Source organism: Desulfovibrio sp., from assembly GCA_016208105.1.
In the GTDB taxonomy this organism is placed as follows: domain Bacteria; phylum Desulfobacterota; class Desulfovibrionia; order Desulfovibrionales; family Desulfovibrionaceae; genus Fundidesulfovibrio.
The window spans coordinates 130,029-145,548 of the sequence record JACQYS010000008.1 but is presented as its reverse complement, the minus strand read 5'-3'; the positions used below and the strand labels follow the sequence as shown (position 1 = coordinate 145,548).

Genomic DNA, 15,520 nt, shown 5'->3' with positions numbered 1-15,520 from the left:
GATGACTAACAATCAAACATTATTTTGGCTTTATACTCTACTGCGGAACCATAAGGTTGGGTAAATGCGGATCATGCTTCTTAATACGTTCGACGCTGGGGGAGGGGCTGAGAACATTTGCCGGGGGCTTTGCGAAGGGTTTGTGGCCCAAGGCAAAGAAGCCTGGTTGATTGTCGGTGCGAAGAATACCAGTCACCCTCGAGTGATTGACATGGGTGGAGGCTTGCCAACCGTATTCAGGAACCTGGAGAAAGAAGACAATCTTTCTGAGTGCGATCGTCTTCGTTTGAGGGATCGTCGTAAAGGTTTGGAGGAGTTTCGCCAGCCCCACAGTGCTCGACTACTAGATTTTTTGCCGGATGGGAGGCCGGATGTAGTCGCAGCGCATAACCTACACGGTGGCTATTTTGACCTCCGACTGTTGCCGAAGTTTTCTGCCCAGGTGCCATTCACCCTCACTCTCCATGACGCGTGGCTTCTTGCTGGTAATTGTGCTCACTCATTCGACTGCGAACGTTGGAAGTCAGGCTGTGGCAAATGTCCAAACATTAGAATCTATCCTGGCCTAGCCCAGGATTCCACGGAGCACAATTGGCGGCGCAAGAAGGCGATATTTGCCCGAAGCCGGCTCTACGTTACCACGCCCTCGAATTGGCTGATGGACAAAGTCGTGGCGTCAATTCTGGCTCCAGCTGTAGCTGGGATGAAAGTAATCCCAAACGGTGTGGATCTGAAAGTGTTCCGGCCAGGCTCCCGGGCGGCTGCGCGTCAGAGGCTAGGAATACCGCCAGAAGCAAAGGTTGTATTGTTTGCGGCTACATCCGTGCGCCAGAGTATGTGGCGCGACTGGAAGACGATGCGTCTGGCTGTAGCATGTCTGGCAGAACGTCTCCCAGATAATGAGATCATATTTCTGGCTTTAGGGGAGGATGCCCCCAATGAGCGTCATGGCCGTGCTGATGTTCGCTTCGTGCCATTCGTTAACGATCCGACGCTGGTTGCTGAGTATTACCGCGCCGCTGATATTTATGTCCACGCTACATGCGCCGATACGTTCCCGACGGTAGTGCTGGAAGCGCTGGCGTGTGGAACACCAGTCGCGGCCACAGCCGTGGGTGGTATTCCAGAACAGATACGACCTTTGGGGGGACGAAGTGTTGGTGTTGCGAGCGGAGTGGGGTCGGAGACGGCTACAGGAATCCTCTCCCCCCCCGGTGATTACGAGGCCTTGGCTCAAGGGCTGGCTGTTCTTTTGTCGGATTCGGATCTACGCACCCGCCTTGGCCTAAACGCTGCTTTGGACGCTGTTGGTCGGTTTGACCGTGAGATCATGGTTAAGTCGCATCTTGAATGGTTGGAGGAGGTGGAGGTCAACTTTGCCGCTTGGCGCAAAGAATAATGTGCTGGGGGACAATCGGAGCGGAAATTGCATGATACTGACGGCGAAGGCTAATTTTCCCACTAGGCATTTTTCAATCGCAAGCAGGGGCAACAATGAGCAAGGTTCTACTGTTCAAATCAGCCTACGACCATTTTCCCATAGGACTTGGGCATGTCATGAGTGCTCTGCGCAAGGTGGGGATGGATTATGATTTCGTTGACAGGCTGTTTCCAGACTCGTGCTCTTGGGCTGGGCCGTTGGCCCGTGGCGAGTACCTGGCGGTGGCTGCTGGTGGCATGAGCGCGGATTTCTGTTTTTTTCGTGACTTAGCCGCAGAAGTCAAAGCGATTAACCCAGAGACGCCTTTTATCCTGGGTGGGCCGATCAATTTTGATACACCGGCGCATATTGTCTTTGACCGCATCGCTGTGGACTATGGCGTGCTGGGTGAGGCCGAGATTACGTTTCCTGAATTGCTTGATGCTTTGAGCTTGCGTTGTGATCCCAAAGGCATCCCAGGAGTTATCAGTCGCAGCCCAGGTGGTAGCCTCCAAGTCAACCCCATGCGTCCCTGGCTCGATCTACGAACGTTCGATACCTTTCCGGTATGGGACGACGTCAATGCGCGTCATTACAGCGGTGCGGACAGTCCAGAGGACAGAGCCGTTTCTATGCCTGTGCTTTCGGCGAGAGGTTGCGTAGGTCGCTGCACGTTTTGCTCGCCAACCAATGGGGCCTATCGCATGCGTCGGATGGAGTATATTCTTGAAGAAATGCATCGCCTCGTAGCGGCGTACGAGTTTGATCATTTTGTCTTTCCCAACGAACTCTTTGCACCCACTGGTAAGTTGATTCGAGACTTTTGTAACGCCTACGCTGTGCATGGTCCTGGAAAAACATGGGTGTGCAATCTGCGGGTTGACATAGATAAAAGAATTTTAACAACAATGAGGGATGCTGGGTGTGTTTATGTTGGTGTAGGTGTTGAAAGTGGAAGTGATCGTGTGCTTAAGAAGATTGGAAAAAATACTAATATAGAGAAAATAAAGAGTTTTGTTAGCGCTGCACGTTCCGCAGGAATAAATGCTGGGTGTTCATTTATGCTTGCTAATGAAACTGAAAATGAAGAAGAAATGGCTGCTACTGTCGACCTGCTTATCGAAGAAGATATTGTTGGAAGAATGTTTAGCATGGTTCTTGCTTACCCTGGGACATGCATATACCGTAATGCTGTTGCCTCTGGGTTGATAGAGGATGAAGCTAAATACATTGAACGGCTGAATTACAGTAGCATTTTGCGAACAGGAAAATTTTTTGATCCAGATTATGTCAATGTTAGTGCTGTGCCGGACAGCGCTGTATGGGGGGCTGCCTTGCGGCAGGTTAGGAGAAACGCAACATATCTGCTTAAAAGGTGGACAATAAGAGACTTCAATGCGGAAAGCGGGAAAGGGTCGTGCCCGTCGTGTGGGCGGACGGTCTCGCCTTCTTTCCCACCAGAAGTGGTTTTGGGTCAGGAATATTATTGCCCGGCATGTTTTGGTCTCATGTACGTTGATGTATATAAGGAAGGGGCGGGCCTCCGTCATGCCAATATGTTACGTGAAATGTTGGCAGACGCTCGCCGGATAGCCATCTGGGGTGTTGGGCATAACAGTCTGGGGATTCAATATTTCGATGTCTTGGGGCTTGATCCAGGTCGAATAGTCTGTTGCATCGACGATATCGGGTTGCGCGACTGGCCTTGGTTCTTCGAATCACCAGTCTGCGCACCGGATGAAGTTGAGCAATTCGCACCTGATTTTGCTCTGATTGCAGATAGTATCCATCCGCCAACCGCAGCAAAATTATTAGCTGAGCAGGGTGTTCCCGCTGAGCGTGTGTTCTCCATCGCTCCACCAGGATGGCTTGCTACATATGAAAATACACGCAAAAATGGGCCATTGGCCAGAAGTGGACATGACCTGGATGCTGTAGTGCTGGCGTTGTCTGCAAGTCGGTCGAGTCGAATCTACGCCAGTATGAGAGATCAAGCTCTCGAAGGTGTGTGTGCCCAGGTTGCAGCTATTGGGGGGCGTATCGCTCTGGCTCCGGCGGGTCCTTTTGGCCAGGAGATGGCAAAGAGGTTGCAACGTCATGGTGCAGAAGTTATTGGTTTCGTAGATAATTTTCGCAGCGTTCAAACTCAGGTCCTTGATGGATTGCCTCTTTTCCCTCCTCGGAGGATTGAAGAACTCGGCGCTGATTTAGTTTTCTTGGCGACACCTGGACGAGAGCTCCAGCGGGCCCTGGAAGGTCAATTGTCTTCCTATTTACCGGGGCTTGCAACGATCGCCCTGGATACGATTATGCGGCCTGCTCTTCGGCTTCTCCCTTTTTTCGATGAACGGGTATAGCTCTAAAGCTACTGGAACTAAAAGGATACCAAGACCTGGATTGTATTTTTTGACTTGCTCGAAGTGGTGAGGAATCCAATCCGATCTGTTCCAAGCGAGAGAAACGAGTATGGTGATTATAGAAGATATACGACGCAACCTCGATGAACTGGCGAGCCACCTTAAAGGGAAGCGCATCGGTCTATACCCTGGTGATTTTGCTCGATTTGGCTGCGATATACATTTGTTTGATGGTATTGAAGTTGTAGGCGTTTATGGCGCTGGGGCAGGGTGGCAAAGTTTACAATTTAAATGCTTCAACAATATAAAGCAATTTATACATACTATTGATGTATGTTTATTTTGTGGTTTAGACGGAGCGCAAGATCTTTTATTCGAGCTGTGTAAATATAAGCCGCGGGTTGAGGTCATTGATCTTCAGAGTAGTAATGGAGAGTGGAGTCTGAATAGGCCAAGGAGGAGTGTCTCAACATTTGAGTGGTCTTCTGCTGATGATAGAAGAACTCTTGATTTATTAGGTGTAAAGAATGATTTTATAGATCCATTAACAAAAAATGATGTGCTGTGGCGGGACGCTTATCCTGTTAAAGGTAGGTTCACGCCATTTGATAGAGTTATTGCTGAGACTGGAGAGGCTGCTGCGCGGTGTCCCTTTTGCGGGAGGCTTTGCAAAACACGTCAATCTTTGCCTGTTTTGGATTTGGCATTAGTCATCTTTTATCGGTTTTTATGTTGTCAGGAATTCTACGTGTTGAAGTACATCCCGCAGGTGTGGGGGGTGTATCTGCCGGAAAAAGAGGCTCTTATTGACTTTACTTCGTGCTATCCTAGTCTGGAAAAGTCATGGTGTAATGGTGCTTTGTGGCATTACGTTGATCTATTGAAAGTGCAGGCAGCGTATTGTTTGGAAAGCCTTGAGTCCTACTGTGAAGAAACTAGTGGTTACGATAGAGTCTCATTTGTTGGAATTCATCCAAACCTGGGGCACCATGGTCTTCATGAACTTGGTGGTGTTCAATTTTGTCTTGATCAAGGTTACCATCATGCTCTTGATAGGATAATGATTGTTTCTGTAGATCTACTAAACTTCCGAGATCTGTTTCCTGAAATCGGAACGTTCGAAAATCTTCAGGGGCAAGATACAAAAAGAAGGCGCAGTAACGCCTTCCAATATATACTTAAAAACAGGCTTACATGCGGTTTTATTTATTACTACGGCCAGTTCATGAACAAGGTTGCTGCAAGAGTGGTGAGTGAGTCCAAGGTTAGGCATGATTTATCATTGAATAAAATACTTGAGCTGTCACAGGTTAGTTCGCACTGGCCCGTGCTGTGGGTCACGTTGCGATCAAAGCGTGGTTGGCTCGGCCAAGTTGACGGCCTTGCATCCTTGCTGAATGAATTATACTTGGATTATCAGGACATGTTAGTAGTGTTCGATGGGTTGCCAGAAGAAGAGTACTTGTTGCTACAGATCCGCGCTAAGCTTAATGCCAAGATTGATGTTCACAATGCTTTACACTGTGAACTATATGATACGATTTTTCGAGTTGGGAAATGCGACATGTTCATATCCCCTTTAGGGGGTGGGGCGTTATTTACTACTTTTATCGCAAATCTGCCAGGGATATACTACGGTTCAGTAGGCTTCTTGGAACAGAGCTGTTTGAAGCTTGAAGCAAACGCATGTCAGACACCACCTAGGGAGAATTATCGCCAAAGTATAATCATTCATAGTGTGCGCAATTACGAACTGAACTGGGAAGAACTTCTAGCTGCTACGAAAAATTTACTCTCAAGTATTGCAGTGGATAGAAAGTAACTTTTGTCGACCTTGTTGAGGTCAGTATATTTTTTATTATGTGACAGTGTTTTAGATGTAAGTTGTTTTTTATGTTTCACTAATTCTTTGTGTAAATTGAACAAAGTTTTATTTTTTTATTGAATATCAATCACGATAATAAAATGTACAATTTGCATCTCTGTTGGGATATAATATGAGAAAATGCGTTGTGCAAAGATATTTTTACATCAAGCTGCTTCTCTCTGAAGAGTTGCCTGTCAGGGCAGTCATATGTTGAGTCAAGATGTGGACATGCGCAGTGTAACCGCAGTCATTCTTGCAGGTGGCCTGGGTTCCAGACTGCGGGATGCCGTCCCTGGAAAGCCCAAGGTCATGGCTGAGGTTGCCGGACGCCCTTTTTTGGATTTTGTTCTCGATTTGGTCGAAAGTTCTGGTGTTGCCAAGGTTGTAATGTCCACCGGATACATGGGAGATGCAATCCGGGCACACTATGGGGATGCCTATGGAAAAATTAAGTTGATCTATTCCCACGAAGACTATCCTTTGGGCACAGGCGGTGGTCTTCTATTGGCGGTCCCAGAGATTCGCAACGGTCTCATCATGGTTCTTAATGGTGATTCATTCGTAGATGCCGATTTATGGGCGTTTGTTTCGTGGTTTCAAAAGAAAAATGCTCAAGCAGGCATTATAGCTGCAAAAGTACCAGGCACCTCCCGATTTGGAAGACTGGTCTTGACCCATGATGGTGAGGTTCAAACATTTCTTGAAAAAAAAACAATGTGGAAAAGAGTTTCATGTGTCCGGTCGAGGAAACGGCCTTGCTAGTCGGAGTGTTTTCTGGATGGCTCGACTTCGGAGGCCCGACTTCCGGGATATGCATAGACAAGACTAATGCATGTAAGCCATTTTTTAAGCGAAACGCTACGAGTATTTCTTTTCAATCTCCTTACTTTGAGAAACTCTCCGATGATATCCGTGCCACAGCGGTGACAGGTCCGGGCTTGATCCCTATGACCATGCACTCCGGCTACTATCGCCTAGTCAAACTCCTGATGGAAGCACGAGAAAGAGGACACGCTGTTTTTTTAGCAGGCTCCGGTGCCAGTAGGTCCATTGCTGCACACATGTTTGATGACCTGACCAACACCCTTGGGATAAGGGCGATCAACCTTTGCGACCAAACCGACAGCGCCGAGGAACATCATCTCGAACATTGCTTGGAGCGGATGGGTGGTACTGGTGATGTCTTCATCGCAATATGCAGTCAAGGGGAGACCGAGCGACTCTTGACCACCACTCGTTTAGCGGGCGACTTGGGAATGGACGTGGTAACTTTTACTGGTGTTAGTTCTGAAAATCGCCTCCGGGGAATTGGAAACCTGAGCTTCTTCGTATGCTCCCGCGCAAATATGCTTGTGGAGGCAGCCCATGTTTGCCTGACACGCCACGCCATTGATGCGGCTCTTACATGGCAACATGAAATTCTTGAGTAACTTGACGTGTAGACGCTTAGATGAGTCTGATTGTGCCCCATGAAGGGTATTGAGATTTGTAGGGCTCAGTAGTTGGGGTGAAACCCTGAGGGCAGATTCAAAAGCCTCTAGGCTCTATTTAGCAAATATTTCTTCTGCGCAGGAGGCTGTATGATGTCAGGTAGTTGGTTGGAAGCTGTTCGCGGGCTTGCTGCCAGTGAAGGCCTATGGCGAACTAAAGATCTCACTCCCGTCCCGCTCAGCCGCCCTTCCCGTTTTTTGATCTACTCCCCCGTTCCCTGGGACCAGGGTCACTTAGAAAGGATGATATCCTTGGCTCTACGGCTACGAGGGCATCATGTGGACGAAATAATTTGTGGCGGAGACATCCCGGCCTGCGGAATGGAACACGCCGACGTCCTTCGGCCCAATTGTACTGCCTGCCATACACATGCATTGGACAACTTTGCTGCGTGGGGTTTACCAACCCCGGCTAGTACTGCGGATTTCCTCTCTGACGGCGATCGCTCGCTTGCCGCCTCAACGGCCGCGGCTCTAAACCTTCCGCGTAAACACGAAATGGAACTGTTGGATTTTCTGCCATTGCAATTTGAGGGTCTGCCCCTGGGCAAACGCATATACGAACAGGCATACTGGCATCTCTCCGCCAATTTTAGCGATCCTGATCTCGTAGAGGAGGTCTTACGCAAATGTGCGGAGGCATACGTTTTGAACGCCCGTGCTGCCGCCAAGGCACTTTCTCGAGCCAATTACGACGCGCTACTCCTATGCAACGCGAAAACAATCGAATCAGGCCCAGTCTTCGACGTTGCCAGGTCCCTCGGTATTCGAACAGTGGATTGGGAAGAGCTCTTCATTTTCGACACCAACTCACCTTGCGTAGATTTCCTCCAAGAAGGCGTTTGGGAAGTTGTGAAAAATCAGCCTTTAACAGGCGAGGAAAAACGCCGCACGGCAAATTACATGAAGCTTTGGAAGGATTCAAAGAACACTCCATTTCGTTTCTACGAATCCCCGATTGACGATACTACGGCTATTCGAGATCACCTTAAGTTACGCTCGGACGCTTTTACGATATGCCTTTTTTCAAATGTGACAGATGATTCCAGCGTTATCGGTCGACACAAAGCCTTTGTCTCGCTCTATGATTGGGTGAGAACATGTTGTGATTTCGCATCAGCCAATCCTGACGTAGAGTGCATCATACGTTCACATCCTGTTGAACGTTTCCGCCAGTTTCATAACCCTTCACGGGTATTCATTGCAGACGCCGTACGCGCTGCCTATGGTGATCTACCGCACAATATCCATCTGGTCGAAAGCAATTCGCAGATTAGCTCCTACGCACTGCTTCATATGAGCGATATATCATCGACCTATACCGGCACTCTTAGCCTCGAGGCTCCGCTCCTTGGCCGACTCTGTGCCGTGGCTGGAGATTGCCATTACCAAGGGAAAGGGTTCACCGTCGATATCAACACAAAAGACTCTTTTCTCCAACTTCTGCAAACGCGTAGCCCCCTTCCGCTTCCAACCCAAGCACAAGTTGAAGCCGCTTGGCGTTACGCCCATTACTGTTTCCTGCGTCTACGCGCTAAGCCAGACTTCTACGTGTCGGACACTTTCTCCTGGCGTATTCCAACACTCAGTATGTTCGCTCCCGGAGGGCACGTCTTCATCGAAAACCTATGCGATTCCCTCATCAACGACCGGGCATTTCTCGATCTAACGACACCGAATCGCCGTCCCATAGAACTTGCCCCTCTCCGGGCAGCAGCATCATAGGATGACCAACTTGAGCAAAGTCTGTGTAACCCCATTGGACACGGACATGGTGCTTGGAAAAATGCCCATGGCCGAAGCGTCCTCCAGGAACTCGGAGTTAAGAGCATGGGCCTACCATGCCGGGAGTATATTTTCTTCTGCGTATCCTGCAGTTTTGGAAATAGAAACAACATCACGTTGTCGGATGCGCTGCATTCAGTGCCCTCGTAAATTCTTGCTGAGCAGGCCTACTGGAGATATGGACCTCGGCCTTTTAGAACGAGTCCTGGGTGAATTACGACCATACGCCCAGGACATACACTCAGATGGGCGAGCAATAATCAATTTCATGCATTACGGTGAACCTTCCCTGCATCCGGAATACGGGCGCACGGTGGCTTTGGCTCAAAACATGGGACTTAACGTCATCACATCGTCTACTGCTTCCGAACCGTCGGAAGAAATACTCAGAGCTGCTGTTGACAACCGTCAAGCAGTCATTTGGCTCATCTTTGACGGAATGGACGACAATGTTTTCCAGGCCATCCGAGGCCCGCGAGCAAGCTTCACCTTGGGACTCGAACGCCTCCGCTGGCTCATTGATTATAAAAAATCTACATCAAGTCTTTGGCCTACGATTAAAGTCTTTATGATCAAGAACCCCTTGAATCGTCATCAGTGGAAAGATTTTCTTTCTTTTTTTGGTGCGATGGAAGGCGTAGAAGCAGCTCTCGGCGAGTATTCAACTTTTTCCGGACGGGTACCTGCCATCCTGGACCAGGCACAACGTCTGGCTGAAGGTGGCGAGAGTGAAGCACGAGAAGCTAATCGCGTCGCAGCTCTTAATGCGCACGTATGTCACTACCCGTGGCATAGTGTCTCAGTCCTCTGGGACGGACGCGTCGTACCCTGCTGCCGCGACGTCAATGCAGATTTCGTCCTTGGGGATTTACGTCACCAAAGTCTCGTGGAAATATGGAACGGTCCGCGGATGACAAGCTTGAGACAAAGCTTTCTCTCCGGTAACAGGGGGAATCCACTGTGCTATTTATGTAGAGAGGGCAGCCTTGAAATAGGAATTCCGCCTCGGCCTGGGCCAGCCGCCATCGCGACCTGTCAAGCCCTCTGGCCCAACCTTGACCTGGGTTCTTTTCCCAAGGAGTCCTCAATTGCCTGAGCAGTCGTCACCTCCTTTCGGGAAAGTACTCTTCGGAGATCTACGAAGGACCACTCCCATAAGCCGAGTCTTCGGCCTTGACCGAGGAACTCCTATTGATCTGCACTATATTGCGCGATTCCTGGAATCCCATACTGAAGATGTTCGAGGCCGCGTGTTGGAGATCGCTGAGGATAGTTACTCTCGACGCTTTGGAGGGGAGCATGTTTCCCGTTGTGATGTGCTCCACGTAGGCCAGGACGCCCCGCCCGGAGCAATCATCGCGGACATAACCTCTGTCGAGAGCGGCCTTGAAAGTGATGCCTACGACTGCATAATCCTGACACAAACTCTCCTGGTTATCTACGACCTTGCCGCGGCCTTGACCACGCTCAAACGCATTCTGCGCCCGGGGGGGGTAATTCTGGCCTCCGTCCCTGGCATAAGCCAGATAAGTCGCTATGATTACGACCGTTGGGGGGACTTTTGGCGATTTACCGACCTCGGGGTACGCCGGCTCTTCGAAGACTTTTTCAGCCCAACGAACGTTTCCGTCCAGACATTTGGTAACGTACTCACCTCGGTCTCATTTCTGCATGGAATTGTAACAGAAGAGCTGACTGAAGAAGAACTCGCCCACATCGATCCAGATTACCAACTCCTTATCGCCATCCGAGCCGTGAAGAACCTAGTCTAGCGCCAAAAGGACATCACTGTGCAACCAAGGCTACTGTTATTTGAGCCACCGTTCTATCGCCTTTACAGGCCCACTCTATCTCTCACTAAGTATCCGCTTTCTCTCGGGTATCTTGCCGGAGCGGTCATAAAGGAGGGAGGATGGGAGGTAAAGACCCAGAATTTGGATTTCGCTTCTCCGGAAGAACCCCAATACTATCGTATCAGCTATCTTGCCGGAGAGGGTTATCGTAATTATCTTGCGAATCTTAACAACCTTGATGCTGATGTCTGGCGGCAAGCCGCAACGACTGTCAAGGAGTATGCCCCGCATGTTGTTGGCATCTCTTCGAAATCCCAAAACTTTGCCTCTGCCGTAAGGCTCGCACGTATAGTCAAGGCCATCAACAAAGACACCGTGGTGGTCATTGGAGGTCCTCACCCCTCCATGGCATGGCCTGAGGTCATGAAAGTCCCCGAAATTGATTTCTGCGTCCTCGGGGAAGGCGAAGTCACCCTGGTCGAACTGCTCAATGCCTTGAAGACCGGTCGTGATCCGGCAGACATTCCTGGACTAGCACTACGCAGAAATAGTCTTGTCGAGCGGACTTCTGCACGGGAACTCATCCATGACCTCGACTCTTTGCCTTTTCCACATGCCAGTGCTCCGACCACTCTCGTGGACTATGCGCTCTATCCTCCTCACGCTTACCAATATATTTTTGCGACACGTGGTTGCCCTCATGCCTGCTTCTACTGCGGATCACGCAATGTTTGGAGCCGGCGCACGCGCCTTCGCTCCATAGAAAATGTTGTCGCTGAGCTGCAGGCGCTACGTGGCATGGGCCTTCGATCCTTTCTTTTCGACGATGACAATTTCGGCATCAATAAAAGTCATCTCAAACGGTTGTGCGCTTCGATTGGAGAGAATTGCCCGGGCATCACGTGGACCTGCGAGATACACGCGGACCTAGTGGACATAGATACCGCTACTGCCATGCGGAAGGGTGGATGTAACGCCGTGGCTGTAGGTATTGAGTCTGGTAATGATGGAGTGTTGCGAGCAATTCGCAAAGGCGTGACAGTATCCAAGGCTCTTGAAGCTTGTTCCTTGCTCAAGGCACAAGGGATAGAGGTCCGGGCGTTCTTTATTATTGGATTTCCATTTGACACCGAGGATACAATCGCAGACACTTTCAAAGCGATGCAATCGCCGCATATTGACAAAATAATATACAGTGTTTTTACGCCATATCCCGGCACAGAAGCTTATGACTATTGCCGCGACAAAGGATTGATCCCTCCAGATTTCGACGTCTCACTCTACAACCATCAGAGCCCAGCAAACCATTTTTGTGAGAACATTCCCCCAGAACGTTTCCGTGAGCTGGCGTCACGCATTGAAGCTTTTGTCGATGAAAAAAATGAGCAATGATCCGCCTCCTCGGCCTGGAATATGCAGTCTCTTGTCGTAGAATTTTGGGTGTCGACTTTCCGACTCCCAGCACGCTTTAAGGAAATGACCAGATGTCCGTGATTCTAGCTGGATCGTCTCTCATCCACATCGCTGTGGCCTTACGCCAGACCGCCCCAATCGGATCAGACCCAAGGTTGTTAGCCTTGTTGCCGGCAAACACCCATGCTTCAAACATGTATGGCACGGTGCCGGATCTTGATGGATTTGCCTGTTTGAGCATTGAAGCTCATGGGCCTACCCTGCACCACCCATTCGAGCCGGCCCGAGCTATTGCTACAACTGTTGATGTCATCAAGACGCCAGGAGCACTTCTCACCAACAGCACTTTGCAGTCGTATTGCCGTGGAATTCTCGGACAGGCTCGAGAGCTTGCTTACATCCTGATTGATCCTCGAGACTACCTCAGCGACCTGTACCTTCTGTTTGGCAGTAAGGCCCTACACGATGCACTACCCAATGGGACCCCTACCCCGGATCCCGATGATTGGTTACGTAAAAACCTCGATGAAATGCTTTCTGTTTGGTGCGAAAATGTGGCTGCAATGCTTATCGCTGCGCATGATTTGCCGATCCGCCTGTTCCGTTTCGAACGCTTGGCAGGTTCGACTCCAGATCAAAGTGTACGCGCATGTTTCAAAAACATGGTTTCCAGTGAGTGTGTGGTCGAGCCGACCTCATATTCTCGCCCCCTCATCTCCGAGCACTTTCTAATACCGGGAAGCTGGCCAAAGTCCCTGCCTGTCTATGCAGCTGAACGGGCATTGAAGGTTTGCGGCCCATTATTGTCCCTGCTCGAACGTCAAGTATCCTCGGGGGCTCCCCTGAATGCCCCAGACTCCAGCGACGTCCAACGCGCCCTTGAAGGTGTCAGGCTACTTCCGTTTGGTCTTGCACGCGTCTTGGGTGTATCATTGGGCACGACTCAAAGTACTCTGGTGCACATCCCCGCTCGCTCTGGTTCGACCCGTCTTAAAGACAAAAACATAGCTTCTCTGATGGGAATGCCTCTCATGGCCTATACCATCCTGTTAGCCAAACGACTGAAAGGTGTGGATCGAATCGTTATCAATACCGATTCTGAACAATATGCCGAAGTTGCCCGTTCCTTTGGTGCTGAGGCACCTTTCCTTCGACCTCCAGATCTTTCGGCCCTCGACTCAAGTCTCGAAGGAGCTCTTGAATATTGCTTAAAGCGTCTGCGTGAGATTGACGGATTCGTACCTAGCCGAGTGGTCACGCTTTACCCAACCAGCCCTCTCCGACGTCTTGGACGCGTCCAGGCAATGCTCGATGCCCTTGATGACCACCCGCTGGTTACGGCATGCGCTCCGGTTGACGTGGATTGGGGTAGGCTCTACCTACCGCACAATGGTACCCCCTTGGCTCTCTCAAATTTTCTAAAAACTCCCGCTTCTAGAAGAATATACAAAAGCCTTGGTTATTTCGATGGACGATCATTCGCAGCTGGCAAGACAGGTCAGAAATGTTTCGTCATTGATGACCCGTATGAACTATTGGATGTGGATACCCAGGCGGACTTTGATGTAGCCGAGACAATTCTCAAAACCGATGGTTTCGACTTCGGGACTCACTTATGCCTTTGATCATACTCAATCTCCTTGACGAACGCCTCACGAGTCTGAAAGGGACGCCCCCCGCGCTTGCTCGTGAAGCTGTCTCGTTTGCGGCTCGGATATGTGCAAATCGGTATCCGGGGTACCAGTCCTTTTGCATCCATAACAACCCCAGTCTCGCATATGAAGCCAAGGGGATGACCTCCTTGCTTTTCAGCGAATCCATTGAGAATGGCCTACCAGGGCTCGCGAGGACAATAACACTTCTATCTCGCATACTGCCACCGAATGCGTTTCGTTCTGAGCACTTGGTTCTTTTATCGCCTCTGCATGCCCGGATTGGTCATGCCCGGATTGACGCAGTGGAAGCCGCTTTTCACCTCGAACCTTCACGCATCACGATTTCAGCCCAAAAACTACACCACAATAAGCATCCAAGTTGGGCGTGGGGAACAGATCGTTCTACAGGTGCAGATGGTGCCATGATCTTGACCACTCCCGCGCAGCCGGCTCTCTTACGGGGGAACGTGACATCAGAGCTGAGGGACTTCTTTCCTGACCTTGATGAAATTAGGGGAAGCCAATGGCTGCCCGAGCTTTATGATGCTGACGGTGCGGTGGCCTGCGTACCATCCGTTTTTCTCGAGGGGAAAAGGGGGGTCGATGACCAGAATTTTTCTCTCGTCTTTTGTGAGGAAGAGCCAGGACCGGATGCACCGATTCTTTACAGGCTGAACTCGCTTTAATGCTCAACACGTGGAGATAATCCACACATACGGCCGTCTTGCCGAAGACGGTCCGCCCGGAGGGCGCATGTTCGACGGCAAATCTATATTGATCACCGGGGCCACTGGTTCCTTTGGCCAGGAGGCTATCAAGACCATCCTTAAGCGATATGAACCAAAACGGTTGATAATCTACAGCCGTGACGAGCTCAAGCAGTGGCAAATGGCCCAGACACTGTCTATTGAAAGCCACCCTTGCCTACGTTATTTTTTGGGGGATGTCCGAGACAAAGAACGGCTGCACCGTGCGCTGCATAAGGTCAATTACATTATTCATGCGGCCGCGCTGAAACAGGTTCCAGCAGCAGAATACAATCCAATGGAGGCGGTCAAGACCAACGTCCTTGGAGCTCAGAATATTATCGACTGTTCGATCGATCAAGGCGTGGAGAAGGTTTTGTTCCTCAGTACTGACAAGGCAGTAAATCCTATCAACCTCTACGGGGCATCTAAACTCTGCGCTGAAAAGATGGCTCTAGCCGGCTCTGCCTATTCTGGCGAAGGGGGCACCCGATTTGCTGTCGCGCGCTACGGGAACGTATTTGGTAGCCGCGGCAGCGTAGCCCCGCTATTTATGGCACAACGAGAAACGGGTGTGTTGACCCTTACGGATCCTCGCATGACCCGCTTCTGGATCACTCTGGAACAAGCGGTAGACTTTGTCTTGAACTCCATTCGGATTATGACCGGAGGAGAAATCTTCGTTCCCAAAATCCCTGGTCTGGGGCTACAGGAGTTGGCCCAAGCCATATGCCCGAATTGCGAACAACGCGTTGTCGGTATCCGACCTGGGGAAAAGCTCCACGAAACCCTTGTTTCTCGGGAAGAGGCTCCACACACTACGGAATTCGACAATCACTATGTGGTGATTGCCTCCATTCGATCCCGCGAGGCATACATCGCCCAAAACGGAGGAAGCCCAGTGCCTGAAGACTTCGAATACAACTCGGGATCTGGAGCTCGTCCACTGACGCCGGAAGAATTGTCTGTCATGCTCGGGACGCTGAAGAGTTAA

Annotated in this window: 12 protein-coding genes; all 12 read left to right on the top strand. The window is 50.2% G+C overall.

Annotation, left to right across the window (positions count from 1 at the left end; translation table 11 throughout):
• Window positions 1–64 precede the first annotated feature (64 nt).
• The 12 genes from HY795_03545 to pseB all read left to right on the top strand — a co-directional run bounded on the left by HY795_03545 (window position 65) and on the right by pseB (window position 15,520).
• Entirely contained in the window at window positions 65–1,399 is a 1,335-nt protein-coding gene (locus HY795_03545; GenBank protein MBI4804289.1) for a glycosyltransferase, read from the top strand.
• A 95-nt stretch (window positions 1,400–1,494) separates the two neighbouring features.
• A complete protein-coding gene (locus tag HY795_03540) occupies window positions 1,495–3,777 on the top strand; it encodes a radical SAM protein (GenBank protein MBI4804288.1) in 2,283 nt (760 codons plus the stop codon).
• 109 nt (window positions 3,778–3,886) lie between these two features.
• Window positions 3,887–5,599 carry a hypothetical protein gene (locus HY795_03535; GenBank protein ID MBI4804287.1) on the top strand — a complete coding sequence of 571 codons (1,713 nt, stop codon included), beginning with the start codon at window positions 3,887–3,889 and terminating at the stop codon, window positions 5,597–5,599.
• A gap of 273 nt (window positions 5,600–5,872) precedes the next feature.
• Window positions 5,873–6,406 (top strand): NTP transferase domain-containing protein, encoded by a 534-nt coding sequence (locus HY795_03530; GenBank protein ID MBI4804286.1) that lies wholly within the window; start codon window positions 5,873–5,875, stop codon window positions 6,404–6,406.
• Window positions 6,376–7,074 carry an SIS domain-containing protein gene (locus HY795_03525; protein ID MBI4804285.1) on the top strand — a complete coding sequence of 233 codons (699 nt, stop codon included), beginning with the start codon at window positions 6,376–6,378 and terminating at the stop codon, window positions 7,072–7,074. The genes HY795_03530 and HY795_03525 overlap by 31 nt, the downstream gene beginning before the upstream one ends.
• Before the next feature lie 339 nt (window positions 7,075–7,413).
• Entirely contained in the window at window positions 7,414–8,859 is a 1,446-nt protein-coding gene (locus HY795_03520) for a hypothetical protein (protein MBI4804284.1), read from the top strand.
• 238 nt (window positions 8,860–9,097) lie between these two features.
• Window positions 9,098–10,015, top strand: a complete 918-nt coding sequence (locus tag HY795_03515) for an SPASM domain-containing protein (protein ID MBI4804283.1) — start codon at window positions 9,098–9,100, stop codon at window positions 10,013–10,015.
• A complete protein-coding gene (locus tag HY795_03510; protein ID MBI4804282.1) occupies window positions 10,008–10,691 on the top strand; it encodes a methyltransferase domain-containing protein in 684 nt (227 codons plus the stop codon). The genes HY795_03515 and HY795_03510 overlap by 8 nt, the downstream gene beginning before the upstream one ends.
• 162 nt (window positions 10,692–10,853) lie before the next feature.
• The gene (locus tag HY795_03505; GenBank protein MBI4804281.1) at window positions 10,854–12,104 is read left to right on the top strand and encodes a radical SAM protein; all 1,251 of its coding nucleotides are present in this window, start codon (window positions 10,854–10,856) and stop codon (window positions 12,102–12,104) included.
• Window positions 12,105–12,196: 92 nt separating this feature from the next.
• Window positions 12,197–13,750, top strand: coding sequence for a hypothetical protein (locus tag HY795_03500; GenBank protein ID MBI4804280.1), 1,554 nt, complete (start codon window positions 12,197–12,199; stop codon window positions 13,748–13,750).
• Between the two features lie 332 nt (window positions 13,751–14,082).
• On the top strand, window positions 14,083–14,466 hold the full coding sequence (locus tag HY795_03495; GenBank protein ID MBI4804279.1) for a hypothetical protein: 384 nt from the start codon (window positions 14,083–14,085) through the stop codon (window positions 14,464–14,466).
• A gap of 67 nt (window positions 14,467–14,533) precedes the next feature.
• Entirely contained in the window at window positions 14,534–15,520 is a 987-nt protein-coding gene (gene pseB / locus HY795_03490) for a UDP-N-acetylglucosamine 4,6-dehydratase (inverting) (GenBank protein MBI4804278.1), read from the top strand.

Coding starts and splice junctions, on each gene's coding strand:
- pseB (MBI4804278.1), top strand. CDS start 14,534: ATGTTCGACGGCAAATCTATATTGATCACCGGGGCCACTGGTTCCTTT.
- HY795_03530 (MBI4804286.1), top strand. CDS start 5,873: ATGCGCAGTGTAACCGCAGTCATTCTTGCAGGTGGCCTGGGTTCCAGA.
- HY795_03500 (MBI4804280.1), top strand. CDS start 12,197: ATGTCCGTGATTCTAGCTGGATCGTCTCTCATCCACATCGCTGTGGCC.
- HY795_03540 (MBI4804288.1), top strand. CDS start 1,495: ATGAGCAAGGTTCTACTGTTCAAATCAGCCTACGACCATTTTCCCATA.
- HY795_03515 (MBI4804283.1), top strand. CDS start 9,098: ATGGACCTCGGCCTTTTAGAACGAGTCCTGGGTGAATTACGACCATAC.
- HY795_03545 (MBI4804289.1), top strand. CDS start 65: ATGCGGATCATGCTTCTTAATACGTTCGACGCTGGGGGAGGGGCTGAG.
- HY795_03535 (MBI4804287.1), top strand. CDS start 3,887: ATGGTGATTATAGAAGATATACGACGCAACCTCGATGAACTGGCGAGC.
- HY795_03525 (MBI4804285.1), top strand. CDS start 6,376: ATGTGTCCGGTCGAGGAAACGGCCTTGCTAGTCGGAGTGTTTTCTGGA.